We start from the raw sequence: 16,652 nt of genomic DNA, 5'->3' as shown, positions 1-16,652 counted from the left end.
GTTGAATTCTACTTCGTGGTGGCCGCAGTAATAGGTTGTATTCAGGAATTTAATATTTATATCATCCCAATTATTATCTAGAAGATCAATTGTGTAGCCAGATTTTCTATTTTTTAGTTTTTCGATTGCCTCCTGGAAAGTTAATAAGGTTGCCCTATTATCTTCCAGTAAGTAAAGGTAGTAGTGCAGCTCTTCTTCGCTTATTTTCTTATCATCAAAAGATTTACGTGCTAAAGTTTCTAAGTTTTCACGTGTATTTTGCCAAAGGTTTTCAGCTTCTTTAGCAATGATTTCTTTAGCTGGATGATTGATTTTTTGACTCTGACATCATAATTTTGTGCTGATTATGTTACAATTAGATTAGTGAATTAGGGAGCCTACTTGCCATAGGCTCCTTTTTTTGAGTTGGTTATTAGAGAGGAAAAGGTGCCTAGCCTGGATTGAGCATTAGATTATTCGAAATCATACATTCGTACATAAACCTTTTTACATTCTAAGCCTCTGGCATTTTCATTAATGTCTGCCATAATCCACATTCGGTAAACTCCGTCCAGAATATTCCCATTGCGGTCCAAGCATATAGGATTAGCCTTATCGAACCCAACAGCATTGGAGTTGCCTTTTGAGTTGCTACCTTTAGGCGGACAGCGAGTTAAGCGAAAAATCAATAACTTAACCGTATATCACAAGAAAGAAGAAAATTCGACAAAGAATTCAAGCGGATGACCGTGGAGCTCAGCAAGAACCGGGAGAATTTCAATGACTTGGCCCAGGAACTGGGTATTCGGGTAGAGCTCATCTATCGCTGGCGCACTGAGTTTTTAAAGAAGGGGGAAGGTAGTTTTCCGGGGCATGGCAAACCGAAACACACTCCGGAGGAGGCCGAAATAGCTCAGTTAAAGAAACAACTCCGAGAGGTGGAGTTGGAAAGGGACATCTTAAAAAAGGCCATCCGCATCTTCTCCAGGGGAGACGGGAAACCTACCGGTTTATAACCGATTACCGCCCCAAATTTCCGGTTGAGAGGATGTGTAAAGTGTTCCAAGTGAGTAGAAGCGGCTACTACGAGTAGTGAGAATCTGCTGAATCGCAACTTCCTGTCTACTGTCAGTGGCCAGGCCTGGGTATCAGACAGTACCTATGTCAAGACTTTGACAGGATGGCTCTACCTGACGGTGGTATTGGATCTGGCAGACCGGAAAGTAATCGGCTGGGCACTAAGTGAAACAATGAAAGCCCAGGATACGACCGTGGCTGCTTTAAAGATGGCGATTGGTAACCGACCTATCACTCAGACATTGATTTTTCATTCTGACCGAGGCGTGCAATATGCCTGTGAGGAGTTTAGAAAAGAACTACAGGTTAGCCCCTTGATCCAGTAAAGTATGTATGAGTCGAAAGGCTAACTGTTGGGACAATGCCGTGGCGGAAAGCTTCTTTAAAACCTTAAAAACAGAGTGTATATATGATCACAAATTTGAAAATCAAAAAGGGGCAGCTACCTCCATCTTTGAATTCATTGAAGTCTGGTATAATCGAGAAAGGCTGCATTTTAGCCTAGGTTATCGTACGCTGGCACAAATGGAAAAACTATTAAAACAGCAATCTCTAGCCGCTTAATCTTTTGTCCACTTTTTTTTTGCAAGTCCACTATGAGCATAAAGGAGAGTATATTGAAGATGTTGAGGAGTTTAAAAAATTATTAGTAGGGGCAGAGGCAGAGAATATAAAGAAATATGTGCGGTTCTTCGATTTTAAAAAAATACGTGCTACTTCCTTCTTTTGAAGAAATAGTAAAAATGTTGAACGTAAATTTAACTGAGCTTAAGAAGGGACGGCAAACTACCCGACTTAAGTTTACTTTTAGAATTGGAAAACCCAAGTTTGTTCCTAAGGTGAAAATACCTTTACCTGATTTATTTAATCAACCTCTAGAGCCTGAAAAGACAAAGTGGGAAGGACATCAACTCACCGCATTAAATTTGATGTTAAAGTATGATTTATCTGAAAGGCAAGCAAACTACTTTTTGAGTAAACTAGATTCTTTAGTGATTACTAAAACAATTTCTGATGTTTATGGCAAGAGAAAGTCTGAAGTTCTGGATAAGGATCGAGTAGGAATTATATATAATGCATTGAAAAAGAAAATAGATCCAGCACATCAATGATATAATAGTTGATAATTACATTTTAATTTTACATAACATGGGTCATGAGGCTAGACGAGCTAATCCGCATGGAGCTCCATTTAGTTTTTCTGCTGCTATAGAAACTAATAGATTTTCTTCTTTAACTTTAAAGTATATTCTATAAAGCTCTGTCAATGGCAAAAATGTAGAAGAGGTAAATGATAAAACGCTACGCTATTCACTTAATCCATAAATACCAATCCTATCCCGGGTTGACCCGTTTCCTCTGGCTGTTACCTTACCTGTTCCTGGTAGCGGTACTAATCATTAATATAATAGTCTGGATTGATGGCGCTCCCTGGTATTATAGCGTATTAACTAGCTGGTAGTTCTTTTATGGTAAATACAAGGGAGGTGTTAAATATACAAATATGTGTGGACGTTATTCGGAAGCCAAGGAATTAGCGGAGCTGGCAGAAAGGTTCGACCTGGAATTAGAGGACGGGGAAGATTACCAGACGACTTACAATGCTTCGCCCGGCAGTGTCTTGCCCGTTATTACTAATACGGATCCCAAACATCTTACTTTTATGAAGTGGTGGCTTTTGCCGCACTGGTCGAAAACCCGGGAGTTCCGTTACGAAACCTTTAACGCCAAAGCGGAAGAACTGACCTGGAAACCTTCTTTCCGGTCCCTGCTTACTACTAAACGCTGCCTGGTGCCCGCTACCGGCTTCTACGAGTGGAAAGACATTACTCCTGTGGAGAAAGATATGTTTGGCCAGGTGATCACCAAACCCAAACGCAAGAAAGAACGGGAAATCTATTTCATTAACCTTAAAAAAGAGCATATCTTCAGTTTTGCCGGTTTGTGGGATGAGTGGGTAGATCCGCAGTCGGGAGAAGTGATCCGCACTTTTTCCGTGATCACTACGGCCGCTAATGAACTGGTCAAACCCATTCATCCCGACCGCATGCCGATTATTTTACCGCGGGAAGCAGAAAAGTACTGGCTCGATACGGGCCTTTCCCAAGCCGAAGTACTTAACTTGCTGCAGCCCTACGAAGCTTCCCTCATGCAATCCCAACCTTTAAAAGCCATCGACTGCTTTCCTGTTTAGCCATTATTATTAGTGAATTACACTAAGCATTTTGGTTTTAACCGCAAAAAGCTAAAATATTTCTCAAATATTTAGCTTTTATATATTTATTTACGTTATTGCTAACAATATTAGTATTTAGAAAGTGCTGTATTTAGCTATTTCGTAATCTATGTTGCCGGAGAACCGCACTATTGCCCACTTGGACCAGGATACTTTCTTTGTATCGGTGGAGCGTTTACGCAATTCCCAACTAGCCGGGAAGCCCCTGATCATCGGCGGGCTATCGGATAGGGGTGTGGTGGCTAGTTGTAGTTACGAAACCCGTAAATACGGTGTTCATGCCGGCATGCCCGTGCGGATGGCTAGGCAGCTCTGTGGGGAAGCCATTATCCTGCGGGGCGATATGGAAGCGTACAGTAAGTACTCGGCCGATGTCACGCAGATTATTGCCGAAAAAGCCGACATTTACGAGAAAGCCTCCATTGATGAACACTACCTGGACGTGACGGGCATGGACCGTTTCTTTGGCACTTGGAAGTGGACCAATGAACTGCGAAACCTGATTATGAAGCAAACCGGCTTGCCGCTTTCTTTTGGCTTATCGGTGAATAAAACGGTTTCCAAGATTGCTACTGGTCAGGCCAAGCCTAACGGCACCTTACAAGTGCCGCAGGAGCAAGTCAAACCTTTTCTTTCCCCGCTCTCGATCCGCAAGATTCCCGGTGTAGGGGAAAAGAACTACCAGCTCTTGCGCAACATGGGCGTGCCCACGATTGAAGTGCTCACCATGATCCCGCCGGATGTGATCCGGAAAACCTTGGGCAAAGATGGTTTGAGCATCTGGGAGAAAGCCAACGGCATTGATAACGCCCCGGTGGTACCATATTCAGAGCAAAAGTCCATTAGCACCGAGCGCACCTTTGCGACCGATACGACGGATATTCACTACCTAAATAACTTACTAGTGGCCATGACCGAGAAACTGGCCTTTGAGTTGCGCCAGCAAGAAAAGCTCACTAGCTGCATTACGGTGAAGATCCGCTACGCTAACTTTGATACGCATACCCAGCAGATGATGATTCCTTACAACGCGGCCGATCACATCCTGATCCGCAAAGCCAAAGAACTGTTCCAGAAGCTCTATAACCGCCGGATGCTCATTCGCTTACTGGGTGTCCGGTTGAGCCACTTAGTGCAGGGCTTTCAGCAGATTGATTTATTTGAAGATACTACAGAGCTGGTGAACCTCTACCAGGCCATGGATAAGATCCGTCACCGTTACGGAACGGAAGCGGTGAAACGGGCAGCGGGGTTAACGGGCAAGAAGCTATGATCTGTTTTGTACATTCCTACTACAGTTTGCGTTACGGTACCCTTTCCCCGGAAGAAGTAGTGGCGATGGCGGCTAAACTGGGTTACCAATCAGTGGTGCTCACGGATATCAATAATACCTCCGGCGTTTTCCCATTTATCGCTGCTTGCCGGCAGCAGCAGATTCAGCCAGTGGTGGGCATGGAGTTTCGGCGGGATAACCAACTGCTTTATACCGGCGTGGCTTTAAACCAAGCCGGCTTCCAGGAGTTAAATCAGTTTCTTAGCCACTACCAATTGCAACAGGAACCTTTACCCGACGAGCCATCGGTATTTAACCACACTATTATCATTTATCCAATGGCAGTGGGTACTACCAAGCTTCTCCGGGATAATGAATACATTGGAGTACGCCCCCAAGAACTAAACAAGCTCCAGTTCTCTGACTTGCGGCATCATCCCGAAAAGCTGGTGATGCAGCTGGTATTTACTTACCAGGAAGCCGAAGGCTACGCCTTGCACCGCCACTTACGGGCGATTGACAATAACATTTTGCTGAGCCAACTGACCCCGGCGCACGGCTTGGCGGAGCAGGCGGCCTTTCTCCCGGCTACCCAATTGCGGAAAGTTTATGAGCGCTTCCCGGCTTTAATCCGCAACTTAGAAAAATTGGTAGATCAGGCAAGTTTTTCCTTTGACTTTACTTCGCGGAAGAACAAATTTCTCTTTTCTGCTTCGGCTTACGACGATAAACTGCTCCTGGAGAAATTAGCACGAGATGGACTGCGGCAGCGTTACGGGGAAACCAACCAAGTAGCCCGACAGCGGGTGGAACACGAGCTGGTCATTATTGATAAACTGGGTTTTTCGGCTTACTTCCTGATTACCTGGGACGTGATCCGCTACTCCCTGGGCCGGGGCTTTTACCACGTAGGCCGGGGTAGCGGCGCCAACAGCGTGGTAGCCTATTGCCTGCACATCACCGACGTGGACCCGATTGAACTGGACTTGTACTTTGAGCGCTTCCTCAACCCCAAACGAACCTCGCCACCCGATTTTGATATTGATTACAGCTGGGATGAACGGGACGAAGTACTCGATTACATCTTTAAACGTTACGGCCGGGAGCATACGGCTTTGCTGGGCGCCATGAGTACCTTTCAGCAAAATGCCATCCTGCGGGAACTGGGGAAAGTTTACGGCTTGCCCAAGAGTGAACTCGATAGTTTGGTCGCCAACCCGGCCGCTGGGGCTAATCAAAATCAGTTTACTAAACAGATCTTTCACTACGGGAAATTACTCACGGACTTTCCTAACGTGCGTTCCATTCACGCCGGGGGGGTGCTCATTTCTGAGCAGCCGCTTACCTGTTACACCGCCCTGGACTTACCGCCCAAAGGCATGCCCACCAGCCAATGGGACATGTACGTGGCGGAGAGTATTGGCTTTGAGAAGCTCGATATTTTAAGCCAGCGCGGCATTGGCCACATCAAGGCCTGCGTGCATTTGGTAGAACAAAACCAAAAGCTTAAAGTAGATGCCCACGCAGTAGCCCAATTTAAAACGGACGAGAAAGTGCGGCAACAACTAAAATCCGGCAATACCATCGGCTGTTTTTACATTGAAAGCCCGGCCATGCGCGGCCTCTTGAAAAAACTGCGTTGTGATAACTATTTGTCCTTGGTCGCGGCTAGTTCCATTATCCGGCCAGGTGTAGCCAAGAGCGGTATGATGAAGGCTTACATCGAACGTTTTCATGCGCCAGACAAGATTCAGCACCTGCACCCGGTGATGGCCGAGCAACTAGCCGAAACGTACGGGGTGATGGTCTACCAGGAAGACGTCTTGAAAGTATGCCACCACTTTGCCGGCTTGGATCTGGCTGATGCCGATGTGCTGCGAAGGGGAATGTCTGGCAAGTCGCGTTCTAAGCTGGAGTTTCAGAAACTAGTGGATAAGTTCTTTGCCAGTTGCCGGGAGAAGGGCTACCCGGAAGCGATTACGAAGGAGGTCTGGCGGCAAGTGGAAAGTTTTGCGGGTTATTCTTTTTCCAAAGCGCACTCGGCTTCTTTTGCCGTGGAGAGTTACCAAAGCTTGTATTTGAAAATGTACTTTCCGCTGGAGTTTATTGTGGCCGTGATCAATAACTTTGGTGGTTTTTATCAAACCTGGGTATACGTGCAGGAAGCCCGGAAAGCGGGTGCGCAGATGAACTTGCCCTGCGTGAATAAAAGCCAGTACCTGACGACTATTTACGGGACGGCTATTTTCCTGGGATTAGTGCACCTGCAGAACCTGGAGCAGCAAATAGCCCGGCATATTGTAGCGGAACGGAAAGAGCATGGCGAATACCAGGATTTGGCTGACTTTATTCAGCGCACCCAAATCACGGTGGAACAAATCCAGATTTTGATCCGCATCGATGCTTTCCGTTTTACGGGTAAAAGTAAGGTGACTCTCCTCTGGGAAGCCCTCTACCTGTTAGGGCACCCCAGTAGCCAGGATGGGGCCGCCGTTTTGTTTCAAGTACCGCTAAAACCGTTTTCCCTCCCGGCGCTCACCTACACGCCGGTGGATGCGGCTTGGGATGAACTGGAACTACTTGGTTTTCCTGTGAGCCTGACTTATTTTGATTTGCTTAAAACCAAGTTTCGGGGCGATGTTTTCGCGGTTACCATGGGGCAATACACCGGTAAGAAGGTGCGCATGGTAGGTATTCTCGTCACGACCAAACAAGTTCGCACGATTAAAGGGGAACTCATGCAGTTTGGCACGTTCCTGGACGTGCAAAGCAACTTCTTTGATACGGTCAACTTTCCGCCTTCCTTAAAAGCGTGGCCTTTTAAAGGCCCGGGGGTATACCTGCTCCTAGGAAAGATTGTAACGGAGTTTGGTTTTCCGAGCATGGAAGTAGAAAAGATGGATAAACTTCCTTTTCAGGAAAAACACCAATCAAACGCCGTCGCAAAACTTGTTGACACCACTTGATTTAGAAATACCTTGTACAATTAACCATTTCCAGTTTCCGCGCACTAAGGGAAAGGAAACAGAAACGATAGTCTCACGTCATTATCAAGTGAGAGTAATTTACTTGACTACTTGAATTCGCTTAGCATAGACTTTCCCTTTTGCATATATTAAAGCAGTATACACGCCGGAACTAAGTGCACGAGTATCTAGGTCTAGCTGTTTGGAATTTGTTCGTTGTACGAATACCCGTTGCCCTACACTATTTATCAGGTGTACTTCATCCATAGCAGTTTCGAAGCTTAAATGCAGATATTCCTTTACTGGGTTCGGGGAAGCCCGGAATCCAGCCTGTACTGGTTCTTCCTGGGGTAAGGTTACCTCTTCCTGTTTTTTCGGTTCTACTTCTACCTGGTCTTTGATGGTAATGACAAACTTAGATTCGTAGGTAAGGTTTTCCTTGTCCCGGACTTGCAGGCGGATGTGGTAGCTGCTTTTAGTTTCGTAATCAAAGGAAATAGCAGCCCGTAGTTCGTTTCCGGCAAGAGTAAAGGCCGCATTATCTTCATCGCCAGCACCGGCAACTAACCGGTAAGTGTGCTGATCCAGCGTATCTTCATCCATCACGGAAAGGAGGCCAACAACAGCTCCTGGTAAGTTATTTTCTTCTATTGCAGAGGGGGAGAGCACAATACCCAAAGGCGCCTCATTGATTTCCTTGACCGGGATAGCAAAAGCTTTCTCCAGTACCCCGCCTCTCTGGTCATCAGTCCTTACCCGGATGTGATAAATGTTTTGAATTTCGTAATTAGGCCAAGTGTGTATCTCTAGTTCATTTCCTATAATGAGAAATTTATCATTATCCGCATCACCTTCTCCGGGGACTAAGTAGTAGATGTGTTCTTCTTCGGCATCGGCATCAATGGTGGTAAACTTGCCCACGATGCCGGCAAAGTTTATGTTCTCCGTGATGGAGCCGGAAAAGAGAATAGCAGTGGGCGGCGCATTGGCTTCCAGTTGCCAGGTGCGCCTGCCAGGATTGTTACTGCTTGACAGAAAGAAAGGGAAGGCTTTAAAAGAAAATATTACCAGTAAACCCAAGAGAATGATTCGGGTAAAGCGTGTTTTCATGCAGCTTGCTTTTTTATACTTATACTGGCTGAAGGCACTAACTGCCTATTTGCAGGCATTATTTCATCTTTAATGAATCGTCAATCCAATAATTATCTAAGTTTAGTATAATGAGAAACTAGGTGAGCAAACCTCAGGTAAGAATTTGTTCAGTTCCCTTTAATCAAGCGGAGCTAATTCATTTAGAATAATCCATTTCTTCCGGGCTGAATGATATTATTTCTCAAAGCATGGGTTATGAGGCTTGCTGAATCGAAAAAATTAAAAGCTCTCGAATACACGTTAGAACTTGTTAACGTTTATTCGAGAGCTTTTTGGTGGATGCTAGCAGGTAAAATAAGAAAATAAGCTTTACCCGTTCTTTACCGTAGTTATTGCTTTATAAACTTCAAGATCTGTTGATCTTGCCCGGTTTGCAGGTATAACATATATACCCCCAGTGATAGGGAGCTTACGGGTATTTCCAAGGTGGTCGTATCAAGCAGTTGATAGGTGTTGTACTGGTATTTTACTCCGGTTACATCCGTAATGTAGGTGCTTATCTGCGGCACGGGTTGAGGTAGCTTTACTCTTATTCTATTGGTTGCCGGGTTGGGATAGAGTTGTACAGGGAATGATTCTTTGGTCTCGGCTACTGCCTGGCGAGCTCCAGCGGTTACCGGCACCACCTCAATAGCAGCTATACTGGCTTTATCCACTAGGGACACAAAGTTTAGATTGAGCATCCCATCTTTAACCATGATGGTCTTGGAAGCTACGATGGCTTTTTTAGCACCGCCCGCGGCAGCGTAGATATCATAGTTGGTGAGCCAGCTTATTCCCTCCGCGCTTACATTAAACTTGCGCCGACCACTAGCAGTAAATGCTAGTTCTACCAGGTGCAGCTTTACCGTGTAGGTACCATTACTAACAGGAACTGCGTAAGCAAAGCGGCCCCCAGTTACTTCCGCTTTGCGGGTAGTTTGGTAGAGCTTATCATCTTGGGTATTGGCAATAGCTGCGGTAGAAGTCGTGATACTAGTGGCGCCGCTAAAGTAAGCATCCGCACTAAAACTCCCCATACTCGTGTTCACCGCATTGCCGCCGCTGTTCAACCGAATGGTACTCACCGTGGCTGATTCGATCAGGAGTTGAGGGGGATGTAGGGTATTCTCCCGACTGTTAAATTCCAGTTTTCTGTTCTGATTAGCTACATCCTGCAGTATCAGGCTTACGGTTCTATCACCCGCTAGCTGCGTTTGTACAAAACTAGTAACATCCCATTCGTAATACTGTGCTTGATTAGTCACCGCCACGGTACTTAAAGCAGGAGTAGTGGCCAGCGGGGCATTGTGCCAGGTCAAGCCGGTTTCGGTCCAGTTATCCGGCTCTATTCCGAAAACGGCAGTCGTAATCCCATTGTTGTTTTCCGTATTGCGGCCATAAATCCGCAGTTTTGCCGAACGTACACTATTTACCTGCTCCAAAGAAAACTTTAAATAAGTAGAACGGGCATAACCGTTTTGCTGATTGCCCTTCACTACTAAAGCCGGAGCCTGCCCAAAGTTGGAATCAGCATAGCTACCATTATGCACATAAGTATCCGCAACGGGTGACAAAGGAATTGAGGATTGGTTCCCCGTAACCGAAATAGCTACGGTGGTTACCGCCGAGGTTTGGCAACCCCAGGTCGCGGTAAAGGTAAACGAATCACTGCCGGTAAAGCTCGCTTGGGGCAAGTAGGTGTAATTGGCCCCGGAACCGGTCAAAGTGCCGTGCCTGGGTGGACTCTGAATTGTGTAGGAGAGGGGTGAGCCCGGAGCGGAAGCTTGAAGCGTAATAGGTTTTGCGGTGTTAGCTAAAACCGAAATATTCTGGGAAGGAGCAATTGGGTTCGCTTTTTGAACCACCAGGTTCCCGCCGGGGTTAGCGCCATCACTACTGGGATTAAAGTGCCTTAATACGGTAAAAGCACCATCCGAATTGATTTTAAAAATCGTGCCGGCGTTGAAGGTGCCGCCTCTACTTGTCATCCCGTAAAAGCTACCATCCGATCCCTGTACTAAGTCTGCGGAAGGATTACCCCCATCTACGGTATAATCAAAATCATGGAGCACGGTAAAAATACCACCAACAGAAATCTTAAAGATAGTGCCGGCATTGTCTGTCCCTTTCCCTCCCGTGGACGTCATACCATAGAGGTTACCATTCCGGCCTTGCAATAAACTGCCGGAAGGTCCCCTTCCATCCGTCGCTGCCTTGAAATGATGCAGTACCGTATAAGTTCCGGTTGCCGTTACCTTGAAGATGGTGCCGCTTTTATTTATTCCTCCGTATGTAGTCATGCCGTAGAAATTACCATCTTGGGCTTGGATTAAATTGCCATGAGGACTTGAACCTATTTTGGAATCAAGTTTTTTCAATACAGAGAAGGTGCCGTCCGGAGTCATTTTAAAGATCGTGCCACCAGGCTCATTCGGATTGGTGCCACCTTCGGAGGTCATGCCATAGAAATTGCCATCCTTCCCTTGCACCAAACTACCGTATGGTTTTCCTCCCTCCGTATCCGTTTTAAAAGGATGAAGCACCGTTAGAATTCCTGCGGGGGTAACCTTAAAGATGGTACCGCCATAATAGGTGCCGCCATAACTCGTCATGCCATAGAAATTGCCATCCTTGCCTTGAATTAAATCTCCCGCTGGCGAATTACCGGTTGTATAAGGATCAAAAAGCGCTACAGCGGAGAAGTTCCCGTTGCACGTTTTAAAGATCGTACCGGCCATCCCATAGTAGCTTCCATCCTGGGCCTGGACCAAGCTCCCACTGGGTGATAGAGGATTAGAAATATCCGGAAATTCAGCCAGCACCGAAACAATACCGGAAACAGTTATTTTGAAAATACTTCCACCTCCCCGAGCCCCATCCTTATGGGCCATACCGTAAAAGTTGCCGTCTTCATCTGGTACCAAGCTGCTATTATGTCGGAATGGTAGTGATTGACGTAAAGGACTAATCACAGAAAATACCCCCGCTGCTGTAATCTTAAAATAAGTTCCCAGGTTTTTGGTGCCGCCATTAGCCGTTATCCCGTAGGCACTCCCATCCCGGCCTAATACTAAACTACCCTGCGGATTAATCCCATCCGACAAGCTCAAATGCCGCAAAATGGAGAAGGTGCCATTAAGAGCAATTTTAAATGCCGTACCGTATTTGTTTTGGCCTCCTTTAGAAGTTAACCCAAACAAATAACCATCCTGGCCAAATATTAAACTACCACATGGCTTTCCTCCGTCGGAGGTCGGATCAAAATGCCGTAAAACGGAGAAGGTGCCTTCCGGAGAGATACTAAATACAGTTCCACTTTTATATTTTCCCCCGGCTGTAGTCATACCGTAAAGCTGACCATTGGAACCTTGAACCAAATTGCCATACGGGGTTCCACCGTCCGTAGCAGAATTGAAATGGTGTAATAAGGTAAACGTTCCGGTTGCTGTTATTTTAAAGATGGTTCCAGCATTATTCTTGCCCTTCATTTGAGTCATGCCGTAGAAACTACCATCAGCACCTTGCACCAGGCCTCCTTTTGGTTGTGCGCCCTCGTTGTAATTAAAATTAAAATGATGTAGTACAGTAAATTTTCCTTCCGGAGTAATTTTAAAGATGGAGCCATTATAATAATTACCACCTCTATTGGCCATGCCATAAAAGTTGCCGTCTGCACCCTGCGTTAAACTTCCTTGAGGATAGCTTCCATCATAGTAGTCTCGGAGATGCTTTAGAATCGTTATCTTGCCGGAAGGAGTCATTTTAAAGATAGTTCCGCATTGGTAGGTACCTGACATTTGAGTCATACCGTAAAAATTGCCATCCATACCTCTGCAAAGATTTTCGGATGGCAAATAACCTGATACCTCAAATGATTTATGGACTGTGAAGTCGGAACCACTACTTTTTATGCTAAAGGCTGTACCAGAACCTTGTGCTCCGCCTTGAGGAGTTAACCCCAGCAGAACATCTTGGGCGAAAGAACCCGGTCCCCAAAAACAACTAAGAACCAGCAACAATAACCTCCACGTTCTGGTCTGGAGGGGCAATTCAAAAAAAGGCCAGCGGTTAAGGATAAAAAAGGTACGAACCAAGCCTATGAGGCCTGGTTTGCGTGGTAGTAAATTGTGGTTCAAGGGTCGTTTAATTAGGGGGTGCTGAAATTATCGAAATGTTTTTGTCCTCATTCTTTCTTATAAAAACAAAGAATTACTTCCACTACCTCAGGGATGACGCAACCGAGGTAGAAACTAGAAGTAAATGTAGTAAATATTTAATATATAGTGTTTATCTATTATGATTAATAGTTTGTCTATTGTGATTAATAATAGCTGTTGAGAGGAGAGGTTAAATCAGAAAAGTATTTTATAAAGAACTGGCCTAATAGCTATTATTTAGAATGGTCTATTACCAAATTATAGTGGAGGACATTTTTTAACTATGATGCCCATTTTCTTAATAAGTAGGTAGTTCTATTGAACATAAAAGTGGTTATAAGCCAAGCTGAAAGTTCTGGCTATTTAAGTCTAAGTTTAGAAATAAAAGCTAATTTTTATTTCTAACAGTTAAGTGCTACTTACTTAAAAGAAATATAAAAACGGCGTTTTGGCGAACTAGTAAACCTATATAAAACAACTTTTGTCCAAAAAGTAGTTGGCTATATTACTCATTAGCTATCTAAGATGGCATTTTCTCCGTAAAAAGAGGATGCTTGATCTAATTAACTTTACGTTTTTCAAAAACTCCTCTAAATATAGCTTCAACAGTGGTTCTATTCACCTTGAAAAGCAATCAGGTACTTAATAAGGATATAGAGGAAAATAAATGAAAGATACGAAAAAATGCCCCCACTGCGGTCAATGGTCCCACTGGAATCAAAATCCTGAAGACCGGTGTGAACATTGTAGAAATCCGTTAGATCCCATTACTTTAAATCGGCAACAAGCTAAATACGACCTTCAGCAACAAGAAAAGCAGCGTTTTTCCCTTGATTTAATCCGGATTAATCCGGATGATTCTTGGTTTATTCGGTTCACTAAGAAAGTTGGATTAGGTTTTCAGCTGATATTTGTAGCCATCATTACTTTTTTTATATGGTTTATCGCGTTTGTGGCCGCCTAAGTTAGTCAACTTTCAATCCTATTTTCTTAGGGTTAGGTGTTATTTATATAAAACATCAAAGTTGACACTGCCACGATCTAGATGGATCCAGTACTGCCTGGAAGATTTGCTCTGTCTACTATTAATCCTTATTTATAGTTTTCAAGGGCAAAAATTGGCTTAGCAGGCATCCCAGACAATATAAATTGGCAACTGAGCCTCAGTATTAATCTAGATTTTATTTCTAATTCTTATATGTAGTATGAATGAGTAAACTAAGAAGTAACACATACAAGTCTTTAGGACTGGAGGTAAACGGGCCGGTATTCTGGTCCTCTATTGTTTTTCTGGTAATCAGCATAAGCTTGGTGCTTATTTTTCAGCAGAGTGCTGAGGCTATTTTCAGCAAGGTGCAAGCGGCTATTACGACTAACATGGGTTGGCTTTTTATCATTAGTGTGAATATTTTCGTAGCCTTTTGCCTGTTTGTGGCTTTCAGCCGATTTGGTTCCATCAGGTTAGGCGGTAAAGCTGCAAAACCGGAGTTCACCACCTCGGCCTGGTTTGCGATGCTCTTTAGCGCCGGCATGGGTATAGGTTTGCTTTTCTGGAGCATCGCCGAGCCAATTAACCATTTCCTGACCCCGCCGCTTGAGGAGCCGGGCACCCCCGCTGCCGCCCGGCAAGCGATGAATTTTACTTTTCTGCATTGGGGAATGCACGCTTGGGCAATTTATGCTCTGGTGGGGCTCGCGCTGGCCTATTTTACCTATAACCGGCAGCTACCGCTAACGGTGCGTTCTGCCTTCTATCCATTTTTAGGCGAGCGGATTCATGGCGTTGTAGGACACATCATTGATATTCTGGCCGTAATCGCTACGCTTTTTGGTCTGGCTACCTCCCTCGGTTTTGGAGTACAGCAAATAGCGGCTGGCCTGAATCATGTTTTTCCTGCCATTCTAAATAATATTACCACCCAGATAGTACTTATTATTATTATCACTGGTATTGCCACTGTCTCTGTCGTAACCGGGGTAGATAAGGGGGTCCGTATTCTGAGCGAATGGAATATTCGCATTGCCTTGTTTGTTCTGGTGGCTGTAGTACTGTTGGGGCCAACGGTTTTTATTTTGGGTTCCTACGTGCAGAACACCGGCTCTTACATCGGCAACTTTATGCAATTATCGTTCTGGAATGAAGCGTACTCCAATAAAAATTGGCAGGGTACCTGGACAGTTTTCTACTGGGCCTGGTGGATCTCCTGGGCGCCGTTTGTGGGTATATTTATTGCCCGAGTATCTAAAGGCCGCACTATCAAAGAATTTATTCTTGGCGTGCTCATTGCTCCTTCCCTTCTTTGTTTCTTATGGATGACTGCTTTCGGAAGTACGGCCCTGCGCGAAACTCTAGCAGGCAACACGGCTATTGCTGATGCGGTGGCAGCGGATATTTCTACGGCCCTGTTTATATTCTTTGAACAGTTGCCTTTCTCTACCTTTCTATCCGTAGTTGGCGTGCTGCTGGTAACGGGCTTTTTTGTGACTTCCTCTGACTCTGGCTCGTTGGTAGTGGTAAGCCTTACTTCGGGTGGTAACCCTAATCCGTCGGTAGGCTTACGTGTTTTCTGGGCGCTGGCCGGTGGGGCGGTGGCTGCCGTACTCTTGCTTGGCGGTGGCTTACAAGCCTTGCAAACGGCAGTTATTATTACGGGTCTACCTTTTGCCATTATACTTTTGCTGATGTGTTACAGCCTGTACCGTGGGCTGAACGAGGAAGCCGAAGAAGAAGCAAAACTGGGCCAGGCACAAGAGCGTAAAGCTTATCAGCAGCTAGTAGCCGAAATGCTGACCAAACGTGCTCAGAAACAGGATTCCGGCGTGTCTGAAGCCAAGAAAAATACTATCACTCCCCAAACCTCGATGCCTTATGATCACGATTGACGCCATGATGGTCTGCCTGGACCTGAGCGACATTGACGAGAAGCTGGTTGCCTTTACCCGCTCCCTTTGCGAGCGACTGGAGGTGCGTAAAGTTTACTTTGTGCACAACATTAAAGTATATGAACTGAGCGATGATTTTAAAGAGTGGTTCGGAGACGTTGACCTGGCCAGTGAGGTGGAAGGTAATATCCAGGATATTGTGGCGGAGCATTTTGGCACCATTACCGACCATGAAATACTCGTTAGCCAAGAGCCAAACACCGAGGTAATACTTGCCAACCTGGTAAAACGCTATCATATCAAACTTACGATACTCGGAAAGAAGATGAGCAACAAAAGCTCCGGGGCTTTGGGCACAAAACTGTTGCGCGTACTGCCGTGCAGTGTGCTGGTTTTTCCCGAAACGGCTAGTCTTTACATACGAAAAATGCTGGTGCCAATAGATCTTTCTGATACCTCGGTGTACGCAATCCGTTTAAGTAAAAACCTTTCGGACCAATTCGGGACCCAGCTGGAGATTATGCACGTGTACCGCCTTCCTAGTCAGTTTTTTCCGTTAATCTCAGAGGAAAAAGCCGTTTCAAAAGCGGAAGAGGTGGTAAAACAGAAATTTGCTGATCTGCAGAAAAGGCACCAGGAGATCGCCCGGATTCCTTATACGTTAGTAAGAGCTGCCAATAAAAGTATAGCAGAACGCATTACCTTGCACTTGGAAAAAGGAGGTCATGATTTGCTGGTGCTGGGCTTAAAAGGCAATAACCCGCTGCCTTCGCTGAGCCTGGGCAGCGTGCCTACGGAGCTGTATAACACCAACATCAACGTGCCACTTTGGCTCGTATATTCAGGAGATGTTATTAAATAAATTAAAAACAAGGTGGTGATTACTTACCTGATAAAACAACTTTCAGTTATAACTAGATTATTTTCTTAACCAATATCCTATCCTG

General features: G+C 45.2%; 10 protein-coding genes and 2 pseudogenes. 9 read left to right on the top strand and 3 right to left on the bottom strand.

Annotated elements, in window-relative coordinates:
- The first annotated feature begins 722 nt into the window (after positions 1-722).
- The 6 genes and pseudogenes from HUW51_RS00850 to HUW51_RS00825 all read left to right on the top strand — a co-directional run bounded on the left by HUW51_RS00850 (position 723) and on the right by HUW51_RS00825 (position 7,531).
- Positions 723-1,620 (top strand): annotated as a pseudogene (locus HUW51_RS00850) (IS3 family transposase).
- Positions 1,621-1,766: 146 nt separating this feature from the next.
- Positions 1,767-2,168: a hypothetical protein gene (locus tag HUW51_RS00845; RefSeq protein ID WP_185270001.1), complete on the top strand. Its 402-nt coding sequence runs from the start codon at positions 1,767-1,769 to the stop codon at positions 2,166-2,168.
- Between the two features lie 179 nt (positions 2,169-2,347).
- The gene (locus tag HUW51_RS00840) at positions 2,348-2,518 is read left to right on the top strand and encodes a hypothetical protein (RefSeq protein ID WP_185270000.1); all 171 of its coding nucleotides are present in this window, start codon (positions 2,348-2,350) and stop codon (positions 2,516-2,518) included.
- A 42-nt stretch (positions 2,519-2,560) separates the two neighbouring features.
- Complete coding sequence (locus HUW51_RS00835; protein ID WP_185269999.1) at positions 2,561-3,250, top strand: SOS response-associated peptidase; 690 nt, start codon at positions 2,561-2,563, stop codon at positions 3,248-3,250.
- 151 nt (positions 3,251-3,401) lie between these two features.
- Positions 3,402-4,565 carry a DNA polymerase IV gene (gene dinB / locus HUW51_RS00830; RefSeq protein WP_185269998.1) on the top strand — a complete coding sequence of 388 codons (1,164 nt, stop codon included), beginning with the start codon at positions 3,402-3,404 and terminating at the stop codon, positions 4,563-4,565.
- On the top strand, positions 4,562-7,531 hold the full coding sequence (locus HUW51_RS00825; protein WP_185269997.1) for a DNA polymerase III subunit alpha: 2,970 nt from the start codon (positions 4,562-4,564) through the stop codon (positions 7,529-7,531). The genes dinB and HUW51_RS00825 overlap by 4 nt, the downstream gene beginning before the upstream one ends.
- Before the next feature lie 99 nt (positions 7,532-7,630).
- On the opposite strand, the gene HUW51_RS00820 is transcribed toward HUW51_RS00825, so the two are convergent.
- The 3 genes and pseudogenes from HUW51_RS00820 to HUW51_RS24905 all read right to left on the bottom strand — a co-directional run.
- Positions 7,631-8,641, bottom strand: coding sequence for a T9SS type A sorting domain-containing protein (locus HUW51_RS00820; RefSeq protein WP_185269996.1), 1,011 nt, complete (start codon positions 8,639-8,641; stop codon positions 7,631-7,633).
- 371 nt (positions 8,642-9,012) lie between these two features.
- On the bottom strand, positions 9,013-12,471 hold the full coding sequence (locus tag HUW51_RS00815) for a choice-of-anchor tandem repeat GloVer-containing protein (RefSeq protein WP_185269995.1): 3,459 nt from the start codon (positions 12,469-12,471) through the stop codon (positions 9,013-9,015).
- Positions 12,472-12,576: 105 nt separating this feature from the next.
- Positions 12,577-12,681 (bottom strand): annotated as a pseudogene (locus tag HUW51_RS24905) (hypothetical protein); the annotation flags it as partial.
- Between the two features lie 808 nt (positions 12,682-13,489).
- Between HUW51_RS24905 and HUW51_RS00810 the strand changes: the two are divergent.
- The 3 genes from HUW51_RS00810 to HUW51_RS00800 all read left to right on the top strand — a co-directional run bounded on the left by HUW51_RS00810 (position 13,490) and on the right by HUW51_RS00800 (position 16,567).
- Positions 13,490-13,786, top strand: coding sequence for an RNHCP domain-containing protein (locus HUW51_RS00810; protein WP_185269994.1), 297 nt, complete (start codon positions 13,490-13,492; stop codon positions 13,784-13,786).
- A gap of 245 nt (positions 13,787-14,031) precedes the next feature.
- On the top strand, positions 14,032-15,705 hold the full coding sequence (locus tag HUW51_RS00805; RefSeq protein ID WP_185269993.1) for a BCCT family transporter: 1,674 nt from the start codon (positions 14,032-14,034) through the stop codon (positions 15,703-15,705).
- Entirely contained in the window at positions 15,692-16,567 is an 876-nt protein-coding gene (locus HUW51_RS00800) for a universal stress protein (RefSeq protein ID WP_185269992.1), read from the top strand. Before HUW51_RS00805 ends, HUW51_RS00800 begins: the two co-directional genes overlap by 14 nt.
- Positions 16,568-16,652 lie beyond the last annotated feature (85 nt).

The sequence above is a fragment of the Adhaeribacter swui genome (assembly GCF_014217805.1).
GTDB classification, from domain to species: Bacteria; Bacteroidota; Bacteroidia; order Cytophagales; family Hymenobacteraceae; genus Adhaeribacter; species Adhaeribacter swui.
The sequence above is the reverse complement of the archived record's forward strand: the minus strand, read 5'-3'. Positions and strand labels throughout refer to the sequence as shown.